This window comes from Sphingopyxis sp. A083, assembly GCF_001468495.1.
Taxonomy (GTDB): Bacteria; Pseudomonadota; Alphaproteobacteria; order Sphingomonadales; family Sphingomonadaceae; genus Sphingopyxis; species Sphingopyxis terrae.
In genome coordinates this window covers 840,257-855,294 of record NZ_LNSK01000001.1, presented here as the reverse complement: position 1 = coordinate 855,294, position 15,038 = coordinate 840,257, and the positions used below count along the sequence as shown (strand labels likewise).

19 protein-coding genes are annotated in these 15,038 nt (G+C 60.9%); 10 read left to right on the top strand and 9 right to left on the bottom strand.

The annotated features are described in order from the left end of the window. Positions 1-137: 137 nt before the first annotated feature. Both ATE59_RS17465 and ATE59_RS04180 read left to right on the top strand, forming a co-directional pair. Positions 138-698 carry a thermonuclease family protein gene (locus tag ATE59_RS17465; protein WP_231737165.1) on the top strand — a complete coding sequence of 187 codons (561 nt, stop codon included), beginning with the start codon at positions 138-140 and terminating at the stop codon, positions 696-698. A 74-nt stretch (positions 699-772) separates the two neighbouring features. Then, positions 773-1,009: a DUF5818 domain-containing protein gene (locus ATE59_RS04180; RefSeq protein WP_049754565.1), complete on the top strand. Its 237-nt coding sequence runs from the start codon at positions 773-775 to the stop codon at positions 1,007-1,009. 22 nt (positions 1,010-1,031) lie between these two features. Here the strand turns inward: ATE59_RS04180 and ATE59_RS18315 are convergent, their stop codons facing one another. Further along, positions 1,032-1,154, bottom strand: a complete 123-nt coding sequence (locus ATE59_RS18315) for a hypothetical protein (protein WP_268801421.1) — start codon at positions 1,152-1,154, stop codon at positions 1,032-1,034. Between the two features lie 467 nt (positions 1,155-1,621). Here ATE59_RS18315 and ATE59_RS04175 point away from each other — a divergent pair, with 467 nt between their 5' ends. The 5 genes from ATE59_RS04175 (at position 1,622) to ATE59_RS04155 (ending at position 5,834) form a co-directional block, all read left to right on the top strand. Beyond that, a complete protein-coding gene (locus ATE59_RS04175; RefSeq protein WP_081611190.1) occupies positions 1,622-2,356 on the top strand; it encodes a cytochrome P460 family protein in 735 nt (244 codons plus the stop codon). A 60-nt stretch (positions 2,357-2,416) separates the two neighbouring features. Further along, entirely contained in the window at positions 2,417-3,406 is a 990-nt protein-coding gene (locus tag ATE59_RS04170) for a cytochrome P460 family protein (protein WP_003045056.1), read from the top strand. 159 nt (positions 3,407-3,565) lie between these two features. Then, the gene (locus ATE59_RS04165; protein ID WP_003045053.1) at positions 3,566-3,958 is read left to right on the top strand and encodes a RidA family protein; all 393 of its coding nucleotides are present in this window, start codon (positions 3,566-3,568) and stop codon (positions 3,956-3,958) included. Between the two features lie 104 nt (positions 3,959-4,062). After that, positions 4,063-4,776: a ZIP family metal transporter gene (locus ATE59_RS04160; RefSeq protein ID WP_003045050.1), complete on the top strand. Its 714-nt coding sequence runs from the start codon at positions 4,063-4,065 to the stop codon at positions 4,774-4,776. Positions 4,777-4,922: 146 nt separating this feature from the next. Next, positions 4,923-5,834 (top strand): cation diffusion facilitator family transporter, encoded by a 912-nt coding sequence (locus ATE59_RS04155; RefSeq protein ID WP_003045047.1) that lies wholly within the window; start codon positions 4,923-4,925, stop codon positions 5,832-5,834. A 73-nt stretch (positions 5,835-5,907) separates the two neighbouring features. Here ATE59_RS04155 and grxC read toward each other — a convergent pair whose 3' ends face one another. From grxC to ATE59_RS04135, 4 genes are all read right to left on the bottom strand, one after another. Beyond that, positions 5,908-6,183: a glutaredoxin 3 gene (grxC, locus tag ATE59_RS04150; protein ID WP_003045043.1), complete on the bottom strand. Its 276-nt coding sequence runs from the start codon at positions 6,181-6,183 to the stop codon at positions 5,908-5,910. Between the two features lie 13 nt (positions 6,184-6,196). Beyond that, positions 6,197-6,712, bottom strand: a complete 516-nt coding sequence (gene msrA / locus ATE59_RS04145; protein ID WP_003045039.1) for a peptide-methionine (S)-S-oxide reductase MsrA — start codon at positions 6,710-6,712, stop codon at positions 6,197-6,199. A gap of 2 nt (positions 6,713-6,714) precedes the next feature. Continuing rightward, positions 6,715-7,158: a peptide-methionine (R)-S-oxide reductase MsrB gene (msrB, locus tag ATE59_RS04140; RefSeq protein WP_003045036.1), complete on the bottom strand. Its 444-nt coding sequence runs from the start codon at positions 7,156-7,158 to the stop codon at positions 6,715-6,717. A 96-nt stretch (positions 7,159-7,254) separates the two neighbouring features. After that, complete coding sequence (locus tag ATE59_RS04135; protein ID WP_160328030.1) at positions 7,255-7,893, bottom strand: peroxiredoxin-like family protein; 639 nt, start codon at positions 7,891-7,893, stop codon at positions 7,255-7,257. 407 nt (positions 7,894-8,300) lie between these two features. On the opposite strand from ATE59_RS04135, the gene ATE59_RS04130 reads away from it, so the two are divergent. The 3 genes from ATE59_RS04130 to ATE59_RS04120 all read left to right on the top strand — a co-directional run bounded on the left by ATE59_RS04130 (position 8,301) and on the right by ATE59_RS04120 (position 11,689). Continuing rightward, positions 8,301-9,206, top strand: coding sequence for a LysR family transcriptional regulator (locus tag ATE59_RS04130; protein ID WP_040590183.1), 906 nt, complete (start codon positions 8,301-8,303; stop codon positions 9,204-9,206). Beyond that, complete coding sequence (locus ATE59_RS04125; protein WP_003045029.1) at positions 9,203-10,183, top strand: YeeE/YedE thiosulfate transporter family protein; 981 nt, start codon at positions 9,203-9,205, stop codon at positions 10,181-10,183. Before ATE59_RS04130 ends, ATE59_RS04125 begins: the two co-directional genes overlap by 4 nt. A gap of 81 nt (positions 10,184-10,264) precedes the next feature. Further along, positions 10,265-11,689: a dihydrolipoyl dehydrogenase gene (locus ATE59_RS04120; protein ID WP_003045026.1), complete on the top strand. Its 1,425-nt coding sequence runs from the start codon at positions 10,265-10,267 to the stop codon at positions 11,687-11,689. A gap of 277 nt (positions 11,690-11,966) precedes the next feature. On the opposite strand, the gene ATE59_RS04115 is transcribed toward ATE59_RS04120, so the two are convergent. From ATE59_RS04115 to ATE59_RS04100, 4 genes are all read right to left on the bottom strand, one after another. After that, on the bottom strand, positions 11,967-12,461 hold the full coding sequence (locus tag ATE59_RS04115) for a YkgB family protein (RefSeq protein ID WP_003045023.1): 495 nt from the start codon (positions 12,459-12,461) through the stop codon (positions 11,967-11,969). Between the two features lie 41 nt (positions 12,462-12,502). Then, the gene (locus ATE59_RS04110) at positions 12,503-13,039 is read right to left on the bottom strand and encodes a MarR family winged helix-turn-helix transcriptional regulator (protein ID WP_003045020.1); all 537 of its coding nucleotides are present in this window, start codon (positions 13,037-13,039) and stop codon (positions 12,503-12,505) included. A 250-nt stretch (positions 13,040-13,289) separates the two neighbouring features. Continuing rightward, complete coding sequence (locus tag ATE59_RS04105; protein WP_196795411.1) at positions 13,290-14,126, bottom strand: MBL fold metallo-hydrolase; 837 nt, start codon at positions 14,124-14,126, stop codon at positions 13,290-13,292. Beyond that, a complete protein-coding gene (locus tag ATE59_RS04100; protein WP_011540442.1) occupies positions 14,123-14,725 on the bottom strand; it encodes a peptide-methionine (S)-S-oxide reductase in 603 nt (200 codons plus the stop codon). The genes ATE59_RS04105 and ATE59_RS04100 overlap by 4 nt, the downstream gene beginning before the upstream one ends. Positions 14,726-15,038 lie beyond the last annotated feature (313 nt).

The window sequence follows — 15,038 nt, the reverse complement described above, 5'->3', positions numbered from 1 at the left end:
CGCATCCGACAAATCCCCGCGACCCATGACTGCTCCTCAAAAAGCAGTCTTGAATCAGAAGGAGGCGGGCTTGGGAATCCCTTTTGTCAACACGGCCTAGTGGAACGGGCCGTGCAAAGGACGGCGACTCCCTCGACATGGCAGGGATTGCCGTCCGCTTACATGGCGTCGATGCCCCCGAGCTTTATCAGACATGTTCGCGGCAGGGTCAAAGCTGGGCATGTGGGAAAGAAGCGATGGCGAAATTGGGGCAATTGGTGAATGGTGCCGAATTGCGCTGTGAGCAGCGCGATGTTGATGACTATGACCGGATCGTCGCCAGCTGCACCGCGCGGCAGATAGATCTAGGCCAAGCCATGGTCGAAGCGGGCCTTGCAGTTGCGTTGCCTCAGTTTAGCGATCGCTATCTCGGCGCCGAGGCGCGCGCCAAGGCCCTCAAACTAGGCATCTGGAGTTCCGACTTCCAAAAGCCAGCGGACTATCGGGCCGCCAATCCCAGGGCACATCGGCCCAAGCCGCAGGCATCCGCCGTGCGTCAGCCTATTGCATCACCGGCGCCGTCCGGCGTCTATTACCGCAATTGCAATGCGGCATGGGCAGCGGGTGCTGCGCCGTTATACCGCGGTCAGCCGGGATATCGGCCAGAAATGGATGGCGACGGTGACGGGGTGGCTTGCGAGCCATTTCGGCGGCGCTGAGCATTTAGGCTGGGTTGAAAGGCCTTCATCCAAAGTTTCTGGCGCGGTGTTGCGACTTTGGGTAGGCCAACGACATGATGATGATCGGCACGAGAATCGAAGAGACGGGAACCTTGCTCCGCGACGCGGGCGGATTCTCGCTTCGCCGTGACCTTGGCGGTCGGTGGCGCCTCGACCTCCACCGCGTTCCGGTCGACCATATCGAAAAGCGTGTTCGCATTACCGGCATCGTGGTCGGTGAAGACCTGGTCGATGTCGACGGTGTGGCTCCCGAGAATATTGCTTCTTCGCCGCTGGCGGCCGGCGCGTAGCCCCACTGCACCACCTGCACCGCTAGAACAAATATTTGAGCGCCTGCCATGCCCCGACGAGGAATGAGCCACCCATCAACGCGGTCGCAATCCAGAATTCGATAGCGAGCGCCCGGTCGCGCCATTTGGTTCCGCGTACTTGCATAGGCTCGGCATGACAGCGCGAAATATTGTAGGAAAGCGATTAATCCACGCTTGGTGGCGACAAAATCCTACGGAATAGGCGACACCCCCCGAACTCACATTCAGGCGTGCGATACCGCCGACTCTGGCCGTTTTCGGTCAGGCCGCTTTCAGTCTGAACCGAAGAGAAGCGGACGTTCGCCGTGCGCCGGCTGGCCATGGGCGACTGCGGCTCGCACAAGCGATTCTCGATCTGGCGATTTCATCCGGGCGAAGATTTTGCGTTGCATATACCCCGTAGGTTGAGCAGCTCGCGCTCAACGTCGTCGGTCGAGCAACGACCAGCATACTCATTAGCTGAACGGCACATAAATTGTCGAAAACATTGAACCAACCAATAAAATCACTTAGTTCAATGGGTTATATAAAAATTATAGGCCTTCAAACTATTGAAACTATACCGACCGGCTATTGGACATCTCTCCCACGATGCTGGATGATCAGATACCATATATTGATTTCAAGAAGAGGACGGGTGCCGTGACTCCAGTCTATAATCAATCGTTTTTGAGCGTCGCGAGTGCGGCTTTCCTGCTATCGACACTTTCGGCTTGCGGCGGCGCATCAGGGGAAGGCGAGAAATCCGACAGTGCGGAACCGCGAACGCAAGCGGCCGTCGCTCGCGACCCCAATTATCCCGAGATCGATATCCCGCCCGTTTGGGATGCCAAAGGACAGCTGGTCCAACCAAAAGACTTTCGCGAGTTGGTCTTCCTCGGGGCGCCGCTGACACCGCACGGTCTTAACGGCGGGAAAGCGTCTTTTCCCGAGTTCCACAATGTCTACACGCAGCCAGCAGCCTTCAAGGCCTATCGGGCGACCGGCAAATGGCCTGAAGGCACCATGATGATCAAGGAACTACAGCTCGTCAGTGATCCGAAAGGCGAATTTCCTGACGGATCAACGACGGCACCATCCGGGCGAGGATATTTTCCCGGTCCGCCCAATGGCCTCGACGTTTCAGTCAAGGACAGCAAACGGTTCGCCGATTCAAATGGCTGGGGCTATTTCAACTTCAATCATTCCGCTCCGCCCTATCTGGCCACGGCAGCGCTCAAATCCGTCGACGAATGCGCGGGGTGCCACATCGCCAATGCAGAAGACATGGTCTACATCAAATTCTACAAGCCCATACTCGATCCGCTACCGCTCCCCCGCGGTTGACATGACGCTGCTGCAGCCATCGGCGTCTGCGGCGCGACAGGCGATGCAAGAGCAGCGGCCATGCTCAGTGCTCATAGGAACGACGATTTGCTGACCGGGAAGACCATTGCGGTCATCTGCGCCGTCGCGCTGTTCACCACAGCCTGCGGCAAAAAGAGCGATGCGGGTGCGCCCGACGATACTTACGCGTCGCTGGTCAACAAAGATGGGACGATCTCCTTTCCCGCAGACTTCCCCGAGAGTTACATGTTCATTGGCACCTGGTCGGTCACGGCGCCCTCGGGAGAGGCAGAAATTCATTCCGTCTATTCCCGACCGGCGGATGTTGACGCCTTTCGGAGCGCGGGGAAATTTCCTGACGGCGCAGTCTTGATCAAGGAAGTCACAATTGCGAAGAGCGCCGACCTCGTCACAGGCCGCGCATCCTGGGCCGGTGATCGCAAGATTTGGTTCCTCATGGTGAAGGATCGCAAGGGACGGTTCGCGGGCAACCCCCTCTGGGGTGACGGGTGGGGCTGGGCGCAATTCGACCCGACCGACACCAAGAAGCAAACGGCGACGAATTACCAAACCGACTGCAAATCATGCCACATTCCGGCCAAGTCATCCGAATGGGTTTACACCTATGCCTACCCAGCGCTGGGTGAGAAAGGCCAAGTCGGCCTGCCGGTGAATTCACATAGAGGTAACCCGCCCGGGATAGTTCCCGCCGTCGCAACGCAGGCCATGACGAGCGGCGTGGCTTCAGGCAAGATGGCTTTCGACAAGACTTGCAGGGCATGCCACTCCATAAACCCTGGTGGTGCCGGCATCGGACCAACGCTGGCTGGCGTCGTCGGCCGCAAGGCGGGCACCGTGCCAAACTTTGATTATTCGGACCAGATACGGAATTCCGGCATAACCTGGACAGCCGACAATATTGACAAACATATCGAGGCGCCAAAATCCTTCATTCCCGGGAATCGCATGGGAAATCTCTTCCCCAACGGGATCAAGGATCCGGGTCAGCGCCGCGATATCATCGTCTATCTGAAAAGCGTCGCACAGTAGTCGACGGCGGCTTCCCGCTCGCGAGCGGCGGTAAGACGCATGAGCCACTGAAGGTGGCTAGTCAGATTGATGCTTGAGGCACAAAACAACTCAACGGACTATTCAGCCAAGGGCGATTTTTTGCCAAGGCCCGAATGTCCTCAATCAAAGGAATGACACATGGCCAAACGTGATGCGGTTTTCCCCGCAAACCGACATGCTCTCTACGAAGAGCATGGATATTCCGCAGCGATCCGGTCGGATCGTTTGCTTTTCGTATCCGGCCAGGTCGGAAGTCGTGAAGACGGTTCGCCGGAACCAGAGTTCGCGGAGCAGGTTCGGCTGGCCTTCGCAAATCTGGAAGCGACCCTGCTGGCTGCGGGATGCGGATTTGACGACATCGTCGATCTAACGACTTTCCATACCGATCCCGAAAATCAGTTCGAAACGATTATGGCCGTGAAGAGCAAGATCTTCACTGAAGCGCCTTATCCGAACTGGACAGCACTTGGTGTGAACTGGCTGGCCGGATTCGATTTCGAGATCAAGGTAATCGCCCGCATTCCAGACTGACCGCAACCCGTGCTAGGCCAGTAAAATCCGAAACGAAAGAAAGTCGCGTCATCGCTGATTTCCTCGGAGCTGGCCTTTGGGGCCTGTTTACAGCCAGCGGCCTTTTGATCGGTGCCGTTGTCGCGGACCTGTTTTCAAACCGGCTGTCTCATCGCCTCATCGCGACCGTGATGGGGTTTGGCGGCGGCGTGCTTATCGCCATTGTCGCTGTCGAGCTTATGGGGAACGCAATCAAAACTGGCATGTCCGCCGCTGCGATCACAGCGTTGCTGGGAGGGGCGGCAATCTTCAGCGGCATCAACTGGTATCTCGCCACAAGCGGCGCGAAAAATAGGAAACGTTGCGGCGAATGCGTGAAGCAAACGACCGAAAATGAGCATGCCGGAAGCGGCGTCGCGATTGCTGTTGGGACGGTTCTTGACGGCATTCCCGAAGCACTCGTGATCGGCCTGTCTATGGTTGGCGGCGGGAAGATCGGGATGGGCGTCGTCGCCGGGTTTTTCCTCGCCAACATTCCTCAGGGACTCTCAAGCGCCTCGGGGATGAAGCTGGCTGGACGATCACGACGCTACATTTACGCGATCTGGGCGGGCATCCCGCTCCTGATAGGGCTCACAGCCGCCTTCGGGAATTTTGCTTTGGGATCAGTCTCAACCGACGCAACGACGGTCATTCTCTGTTTCGCTGCAGGCACGGTGCTGGCGATGCTCGCGGAAACCATGATCCCGGAAGCCTTCGATCACGCGCCGCCGATGATCGGTTTGATTACCGTGACGGGCTTTCTTTCGGCGTTTCTGCTGGTGCAACATCATGTTTGATATGCGGGGCGGGCTTGAATAGCAGATCTTACTGCAGCTTCATCCTTAGGTCAGGCCAGTTGGAAATACATCGCCGGCAGCGTAACTCGCTACGATAACAGCCTCAGGTGACGGCCCTTGGACCGCTGTAATATTGGAGATGGAAATTGGGACCGCATTCGGAGCGCAAGGAACAACGGCTTCTCCTGTTCTCCGCCACCGGCACCCTCGCCCTTTCCCTTGTTGGCATCGCTATTGGCCTGTTGAGCGGCGCAAAGTCGATCTTGTTCGACGGTGTGTACAGCCTTGCCGACGCAGGGCTTACGCTGGCCGCCTTTTTCGCCGCGCGGCTGATCGCGCGTGGCGCAGACCGCCGGTTCCAATATGGCTACTGGCACATCGAGCCGATGCTTGGGTTCGTCAACGGCAGCGTTCTGCTCCTCGCCTGCGCCTATGCATTGATTGACGGAGTAGACACCGTGATGATGGGAGGACGGAACGTGAGTTTCGGGCCCGGTATCGGATATGCCGGCGCGAGCGCGCTCATCGGCTTCGGGATGTATATTTATATCCGGCGCCGCGCTCGCGGCCTCGGGTCCTCGCTTCTGAATATCGACGCGGCCGCGTGGCTTTTCGGCGCACTTCTCAACGCCGGGCTGAGCGCCGCATTTGTCACCGCGGTCGTGCTCGAGGGAACGCAGGCGGAGAAGCTCTCGGCCTATTTCGATCCGGCAATCCTCATCCTCCTTGCAATCTTCCTGGCTCCGCTTCCCCTTCGGGCCTTGGCAGCGGCCGGTCGCGAGATACTGCAGATCGCGCCAGCCGATCTCGATGCGCAGGTCAGCAGCATCGCACGCGAAGTCGCGGCACGGCACGGCTTCGTCGAGCATCAATCCTATGTGACCCAGGTCGGCCGCGCAGGGTTTATCGAGATCGGCTTTGTCGGTGTCGCGGCATCGACCACGATGACGCTTGGCGAGCAGGACGCCATTCGTCAGGAATTTGCGGACGCGATGGGCGGGCTGCGCCCCGGATATTGGCTCACGATCGACTTCACGGCCGATCGCCGTTGGCTCTAAGCGCGAGCAACTCCGGGGCGGCTCACGGTAACGCGCAAACGGGCGCCCGCTGTTCGGCGGACGCCCGTTAGTTTCAGACGAGCATCTTTTCGCGCAGCAGCAAATCGAGGCCGCCGTCGGCATCGAGCGCCACCAGATCATCCGACCCGCCCACATGCGTACCGTTGATGAAGATCTGCGGAACCGTCCTGCGTCCACCAGACGCTGTCTGCATTGCACGGAACTGCACCGGATCATCTTCGACGTCGATTTCGATCCAGTCGGTCACCCCCTTGGCGCGAAGATGCGCCTTGGCCCGGTGACAAAAGGGGCAATAGTCCTTGGTATAGAGGGTTATGTTCGGTTTCATTTCATGTCTCCGATCAAGCTGCCTCAGACTGCTCGCCGGCCGATGGAAGGACCCAGGCGGCGCGCGGAAAGTGGCAGGTGTAACCATTGGGACGGCGCTCCAGATAATCCTGGTGCTCCGGCTCCGCCTCCCAGAAGGGGCCAATCGGCTCCAACTCGCTCGCTACCTTTCCCGGCCAGAGGCCGGATGCGTTGACGTCCGCGATCGTCTGCAACGCGGTTTCACGCTGCGCTTCGTCGGCATAATAGATCGCCGAGCGATAGCTCCCGCCGCGGTCGTTGCCCTGGCGATTGCGCGTGGTCGGATCGTGGATCTGGAAGAAAAATTCGAGGATCCGGCGGTAGCTGATCTGATCGGGATCGAAATTGATCTCGATCGCCTCGGCGTGCGTGCCGTGGTTGCGATAGGTCGCGTTCGGCACATCGCCGCCGCTGTAACCGACACGGGTGCTGACGACGCCGGGGAGTTTGCGGATCAGGTCCTGCATGCCCCAGAAGCAGCCGCCGGCAAGGATGGAACGTTCGGTCATGATCAATTCTCCTCGATCTGGTTCAGAAATTCGGAATAGCCCTCGGCTTCCATGTCATCGCGGTGGACGAAGCGGAGTGAAGCCGAGTTGATGCAGTAGCGCTGGCCGCCACGGTCGCGCGGACCGTCGGGAAACACATGTCCCAAGTGGCTGTCGCCATGAGCCGAGCGCACCTCGGTGCGGATCATCCCGTAGCTGTCGTCGCGTATTTCATCGACATTGGCGGGGACGATGGGCTTGGTGAAGCTCGGCCATCCACTGCCGGAATCGAATTTGTCGGTCGAGGCGAACAAGGGCTCGCCGCTGACGATATCGACGTAGATGCCGGGCTCCTTATTGTGCAGCAGTTCCCCACTGCCGGCACGCTCGGTGCCGCCTTCCTGGGTGACATGGCGCTGTTGGGGCGTCAGCTTCGCAATGGCTTCGCTGGTCTTGAGGTAGGTCATTCGATATCTCCTTTGTCTGACAGTTGCGGCACGTCTTTCCACCCCGGTGCGCCGCATGCGCGCCGGTGGAGACAGTCCCGAAATTCGAAATTTGGCTCAGAGGCGGTCGAGGATGCTCATGAGAACCGCCGGGTCGAGCCGGTTGCGATAATTGGGATCGAGAAAACTATATCTGATGATCCCGTCGGTACTGATCACATAGGTTGCCGGCATCGGAATGCGCCAGTCGGCGCCGTCGTCGCCTGCGACCATCCCGTCCGCAAGCGCCGCCCGGCGCATACTCTCGGGCAGTTCGAAGGCGAGGCCATAATCGCTCGCGACCGTCATTCCGCGATCGGCGAGCAACGGAAGCGTCATTTCCTCGGCCCGCGCCATTGCGATGCTGTCGGCGAGCGGCTGCGGGGAGATCGCGAGCAGGCTCGCTCCTCTATCCTCGACCGCTTGCGCCGCCTTCGACATCGCCCGAAGTTCGGCGCGGCAGAAGGGGCACCATCCGCCGCGAAAGAAACTCAGGACCACTGGTCCGCCAATCAATCGGCCACGCAGCGAGACTGTGCCGCCGAGGGCGTTTTCCAGCAGGAACTCCGGCGCGACATCTCCGGCCTGGACAGCCGAGACCTCGATGCCCATGGCCAGGATCTGCCGATCGCCTTCGGCGATTGCCACCCTCCCCTCGTCGCCGGCTGCCTGGAAATAGGCTTGCTCGATCATGCTCATGTCCGTTCGGAAGTTCATTCGACTCTTCTGCATCGAAAATTGGGGAGGGGAAAGGCTGGCGCGGCTCGCGCCAGCCTTTCCTTCAATGTCCACCTCGAGCCGGGCGCCGGGAGTCACGCCCAGCCCAAGGTGGATCGAGCGAAGCGACGAAGCCGGGAAGGGGAATTACCGGCTCGGACGTCGCGTCCGGGCTCGAGGCTTTTGCGGCGGTAAGGGAAGGCCGCCGCAACCCGCAAGGAAACGGACCCCGCGATCCAGGGCCGCGAAAGCGGCGTCGGTTCTGATCTGGCATTCATGATGGTCATCTCAAAACTCCAGGAGGCTTTGTCTCGGGTCCGTTTTTGCGGATGAGCCGTATTTAGGCTGTAGCGATTGCTTGCGGCAGATGGGTTGAGTCGATAGGACCTATTCCGCAGGGGAATGAAATGGATCGACTTGCCGTCATGGAGCAGTTCCTCGCCGTGGCCGAGGCGGGTTCCTTTTCCGCGGCGGCGCGACGGCTCAATGTCGGTCAGCCATCGATTTCGAAAGCCGTGGCGCAGCTTGAGGCCTATCTCGGCGTCCGGCTGTTCCAGCGCTCAACCCGCAGCCTGACGCTCACCGAGGCGGGCCGTCGCTACCGCGACGGCGCCGAGCGTGCGATTGCAGCCGCCGCCGCCGCGGAGATTGCCGCCAAGGAAGACGGGGGCCGTCTCGCCGGACCGGTGCGCGTCGTGGTCCCGACTTGCCTTGCCCGGCTGCATCTCGTGCCGTGTCTCCGGGAATTCTCTGATCGCTTTCCCGAAGTCACGCTCGATCTGGAGATCACCGATCGCGAAACCGATGTCGTGGCATCGGGCGTGGATATCGCGCTGCGAATTGGCACGCTCGCCGACACCGCGCTCGTCGCCTCTCGCATGGCGCGCACGCGGATGGCGCTGGTCGCGAACAAGGCCGAAAATGGTCTCGACGCCCCGCACAATTTCATGGGGCAGCCCGCGATCATCTCGCGCCTTCATCATGCGAAGAATAGCTGGGTCTTCCGCGATGGCAGCGCGCGCATCGCGATCATGGTGCATCCTGCGCTCATTCTCGACAGCGACGACGCAGCCCGGTCGGCAGCGCTTGCCGGTCTCGGCTATGCGATGTTGCCCCGGCCCTTCGTCGCCGATCTGATCGATACCGGCGATCTTGTCGAGTTGCTGCCCAACCATATGCTCGAAGACATTGATCTATGGGCCCTGCTGCCGGCTGGCCGCGACCAGACCGCGAGAGTGCGCGCTTTTCTCGACTGGCTCCGCCCGCAGATGAACGCGATCTTTGCCGATGAGCGACCCGGCTTGCTCTCATGAACGCTATTGCGGTTGCCATCGCTGCTTCGATGCTGAGTTTTGCGATGGGTTTCGCGATCAGGCGGGGGACGGTCTGCGTGGTCGTTGCGGCGCAGGATCTTGTCGTGCGGCGCCGACCCGACAAGTTCATCGGGTTCGCGACGGCGGCTTGCTGGTCAGGGCTTCTGCTTGTTCCACTGGCATGGACCGCACCAGCTGTTTTCCATCTGTCCCCGGGCTACGACCAGCTGATCCAGGCTTTCCTGTTCGGGTGTCTTTACGGGATCGGCGCGTGGGCGAACCAGGCTTGCGGCTTTGGAACACTCGCGCATTTGACCGGCGGCAGGCTCGGATATCTTCTGACCCTCGCCGGCTGGGTAATCGGCGCCTCGTTCATATCCAAAGTCTACAGGCCCCAGCAAATTCCCGAGCCCTCGCTGCTTGCGACGTCACCGCTCGCCGCGATAGCGGCGTGGCTGGCCTTCGCCGCAGTCTGCTGGTGGAGCTGGCCGCGCCTGCGACTGTTGCGCCGCCGGTCGCGCTGGCGCAAGATGCTGCTTGGACGCGCGCGGATGCGTCCCTTCGAGGCCATGCTCATCATCGGCATCGGCGGCGGCCTGCTGTACGCCTGCGCCGGGAGCTGGACCTATCTGGGCCTCCTGTCCAGCTACGCCTCGCAGCTCGTCATGCACGATTTCGCCCCGATTTCTCCTTTGCCGGCGCTTTTGGGCACCGCGATGATGATCGGCGGCGGACTATTTGCAGCCGTCCGCTCCGCCAGCTTCCGGTTGCGCGGCACCAACTGGCGTCAAGGCTCGCGGCATCTCGTCGGCGGCACCATCATGGGGTTGGCCACCCAGCTCATCCCGGGCGGCAATGGGGTCATCATCGTCTACGGGCTGCCCTCCTTCGCTCCCCATGCCCTGACCGCCTATTTCGGGATGACATTGACCCTCATGCTCATCTTCGCCGCCACAAACTATTCCCGCAGGGCATAGAAACCATGCCCACGGGCCAACTGTTTTTGCGCGCTCGATGCGCGCAATATGCGCATCGTGTAATCAGGAAGGGACAGCGGGATGACCGATTTCGACTATGACGTGGCGATAATCGGCGCGGGCACCGCTGGAATGTCGGCGTACCGGGAAGCGCTCAAATATAGCGATCGCGTCGTCATGATCGATGGCGGCCCCTTGGGGACCACATGCGCCCGCGTTGGCTGCATGCCCTCCAAATTGCTGATCGCTGCGGCAGAGGCGCGCCACCGTGCCGAAAGCGTCGGCCTGTTCGGACTTCGCGCCGGACCCGTCGAGGTCGATGGTGTGCAGGTCATGAACCGCGTCCGCGCCGAGCGCGACCACTTTGTTAGCTTCGCCACCGAGGCGATTGCGGGGTTTGCACCCGGAGGCCTGCTTCGCGAGCAGGCGCGTTTTGTCGATGACAATCGGCTCGAACTTGCGAGCGGCAAGCAGATCAGCGCGCGCAGCATCGTGATCGCAACGGGCTCGCGGCCGGTCGTACCCGCAGGCCTGGAACCGGCGGGCGATCGGCTGATTTTCAACGACCAACTGTTCGACTGGACCGATCTGCCGTCCTCGGTTGCAGTCTTCGGCACCGGCGCGATCGGGTTGGAGCTCGGGCAGGCTTTGCATCGCCTCGGTGTCCGCACCCATATCTATGGGCGCGGCGGCAGCGTCGGCCCGCTCACCGATCCCGACGTCGCGGCTTATGCGGCGGCACAGTTCTCGAGCGAAATTCCTATCGACTGGATGGCAGCCGATGCAAGCGTCGCGCGCGACGGGGACGCTGTGATCGTCCGGTCAGCGGGGGGCGAGGAGCGGTTCGATTATCTCCTCGCGGCCGCAGGCCGACGGGCCAATGTCGACAATCTCGGACTGGAAAACACCTCGCTCACGCTCGATGCCCATGGCGTCCCCACTTATGATCACCTGTCGATGCGCGCCAGTTACAGCGACATCTTCATCGCGGGCGACTCGGCGGTCGATCTCTCGCTCCTTCACGAGGCCGCGGACGAAGGCCGGGTGGCAGGCGAAAATGCCGCGCGCTATCCGCACAGCTATCGCCGCGCGCGCCGGACCCCGTTGACGATCGTCTTCACCGATCCCCAGATCGCCATCGCCGGGCGCAGCCATGCCGACCTTCTTCGCGACCGGATGGATTTCGCCATCGGCGAAGTGTCGTTCGAAGACCAGGGACGGGCTCGCATATTGGGGCTCAACCGGGGATTGCTGCGCGTCTATGGCGATCGGCCGAGCGGGTTGCTGCTTGGCGCCGAAATCTTCGGTCCAGCGGCGGAACATCTCGCTCATCTCCTCGCCTGGTCGATCGAGAGCCGGCTCACCGTCGCCGAATTGCTCGAACGACCCTTCTATCATCCTGTCATTGAGGAAGGGCTGCGCACCGCGCTTCGCCACCTCAACCACCATCTCGGGTTCGGACCGAATCCGCCGCTGCGCTGCATCGACTGTGGTCCGGGAGGCTAGGCCAAGCGGTGCCCGCCTTCGGCTCGGATAGAATATCGGCACCTTGCAACGGTGCAAATCCGGCAGAGCCTTTGCCCGAGCCTGGATCGCGCACGGCCGAGGGGGAGATCCGCCCTGATTCCTGCTCGCGCGAGCGAAGCATAGCGTTCCGGCCTCACCTCCCCGGTGGGGCGGAAAGCCCGCGAGGATCGATGAGCAAGCTCGCGGCGCCTGTCGCTGGGGGAGCCTCACGCTCCCCGCCACAGGTCCGCATCGTAACTTGCGGTTTGTTGGTGCCTTAGACCTGGGCGTCGGCAGGCTTTTTCCGTCGGATAGCCGCCGAGAGTAATACCAGCGAAGCGGCAAGCAGAACGGCGTCTTTCAACAGAAATTGCCCGGGGATGGCCGAAATGGCCGGGAACCCGCCGGCGGTCGGCTCTGCGACACCAGGCGTTGACAAGAAGAATGTCAAGGTGATGGTATAGGTCGCCACCGACATGGCGCCGCCGAGGACCGAGAAAATCGGTTTGAATGCACCGAGGATCAGGGCAGCGGCCGTGGCGAGTTCCATCGTGCCGATGAACTGGCTGGCGCCCTGGACGCCGAACAGCGGGTGAAGCCAGCTCATAAGCGGGCTGTGTTCGATGAATGGGGCAATGCCTTGCGCCTCATAAGCCGTGAATTTCATGCCGCCGAACCACAGAAAGACAATGACTAGGGCCCATCGCAGCAGAGCGAGTTCGCGCATTTGATGCTCGGGGACGCTGAATGAATATTTCTCCAATAAGCTCATAATCAATGCCCTTTTTGTTGATGGAAATGTGGCGAGAGGCGTCAGTTTGTAATTCCGGGACCGACGATGTCGGTCGGACAGTTGGTGCACTTCTCTTCGTCGCAGAAACGGCAGGTCGTGCGCGCGCGCACTTCGTCGCGCGGCAATGACGCGAGGATGGTTTCCGCGACGCGCTCCAGCGCAGCGCGGTCCTTCTCGCCGACCGCAGCGAGCAACCCGGTGATCGCTGTGCTGCGCAGATTCAGGAGCGCCCTGCGTTCCGTCTCGCCGCCGGACGTCAACGACACGTGCATGACGCGGCGATCGCCGGGGGATTGCGATTTCGAGACGAAATTCTGAGCGACCAGCCGTTCGACCACGCGGGCAGCACCGGCATGCGACAGGCGCAGGGCCTTGCCGATCTGGTCGATCGAAAGGCCCGGTTCATGGCCGATGAGGCTCAATGCCGCCGCGGTCTCCCCGCCGGCCGGAAAGCGCTGTGATATCGCACCGCGCATCTCATCCGACACCCCCTGCGCGAGGGCGCCGAAGAGATTGATCAGCCGATCGGAAGGTGAAGCGTCCTTGGTCAATCGCATTCCAGTATATATGCGTCGCGCATATAAATAGCGCAGCGGCTGGAGAATGCAAGAGGCGATGCGAGCTTCAGAGCTTGAGCCTCTCCTTCATGGGCTCGCGATCCGTCTGTTCGATGGGGTACCAGCGGTAGCCGGATCCGTCGGCGGCAATGTGACCCACCCCCGGGAACGGAAGATGGGGCGCCGCAATCATCATACGGTCGCGAGCGAAGCGGGTGAACGCGGCTTTCCGCACGGCGCGCGCCTCGTCCTAGCGAACATCGAAAGTGATCGTCACGTCGGGGCGTGGAAATTGAACCGCGCCGGCGTGGATGACATCGCCGACGAAGACGATACTCTGCCCCTTGCTGGTCAAGGTGTAGAAGGCGGTGCCCGGGGTGTGCCCAGGCTGCAGTTCGGCACGAATGCCCGGCACGACTTCGCCATCGGTATCGATCGGCTTCACCCGGCCGGCCGTGACATAGGGCGTCAGCGTCTGCTCGGTCTGGGTCCAGAAGCGCTTGTCGATCCCGCTTTTAGCCGCGTTGGCAACATCGGAGAAAAAGCGAATATCTGCACCGCCGGCATAGACCGTCGCGCGCGGGAAGACGATCTTGCCCGCCTTCGTGAGACCGCCGCTATGGTCGCTGTGGACATGGGTGATGAGTATGTCGGTGATTGTCTCCGGCGCGGCCCCAGCTGCTGCCAGCGCTTCGAGCAGCCTGCCGCCGTTGCCTAGGCCGAAAAGATCGCCGGCACCGACATCGACAAGGATCCGCCGCCCGTTGAAGTCGATCAGATAAGCGTTGATCGAAGCCTCTGCGGGATTAGCTAGGAAACTGCGGGCAAGAATTTCGTCGATCGTTTGCGCCGAGACGCCGCGCAGCAACTGGTGCAGGTCCAGCGGGACCGACCCATCCGACAATGCCGTTATCTGGGCATCGCCAATCGTAAATCGATAAATTGCGGGAGCGGTCTGGCGGACGGTCCCGGCTATGGTGTCGGGCACCGCGGCGGGCGTCGGAGCCGCTAAACCGGGAGAAGAGGATATCGGGCCAAGCAGCGCCAGGGCGAGAGGGAGAATAGTGAATGGCTTTTTGATCATCATGGCGACGTCCTTGATTGAGTTGCGATGGATGAAGAACTGTCAGTCATTATCCCAGCGCTGGCGGGGTCTTGCGAGACATTGTCGCGATCGACAGCGTGCTCGGCGACAGAGTTCGGTTCAGGCAGGGCCACTTCCGAAAAATGCTGCCGAATATAGTCCAGCTTGGGATCGATGAAGCGGCGGCAGAAGGGTCGGCTCGGATCGGTTCGATAATAGTTCTGGTAACGCTCGTCCGAAGCCTTGAAGCTTCTGAACGGCAGAACCAGGGTATGCGCCGTATTGCCGAATTCCTCGGCAAATCGGACGATCGCCAATTCGGCCTCATGCCGCTGGTTGTCATCGAAAATATAGATCGCGCTGCGGTACTTGTCGCTAGGAGAGCGGGCCCGGGTGGCTGAATGCGTTCTCAGATGCACCTCGCACAGCGTTGCCAACGGAATGATTGAAGGATCGAAGGTGACGATCACCCCTTCTGACCAGCTATCTGCCGGAGCGTCCGATTGGACAAAGCCCTGGTCGACCTGCGCAACGCCGCGCAGCGCCTGGAACACCCCTTCGGTGCACCAATGGCACCCCCCTCCAAAGCCGATCTTCGCCATCTTCACCTCTCGCGCCTAGACGTATTTCTTTCCGCGGATCAGCGCCGTCTCGCGCGCCTGAGCCTTCTGGCTGCGGACGCAATCAATGTAAGCATCAGCGCGCCGATAAGAACGCCCAGTAGCAGTGGACTGTGGACATGCATCATCGCTGGGCGCAAATACAGGCCGACTAACCCGAGGATCACGAAAGCGACCGATGCAAGTCGCAATGCGCGCCAAGCACGGGGTTTGTTGTCTTTGAACCAAAGGGAAGTTCCGAAGATATTGATCATAAATGGTTGCCTTCCGGCAGCAAGGTTCAAGGTACGCAGTA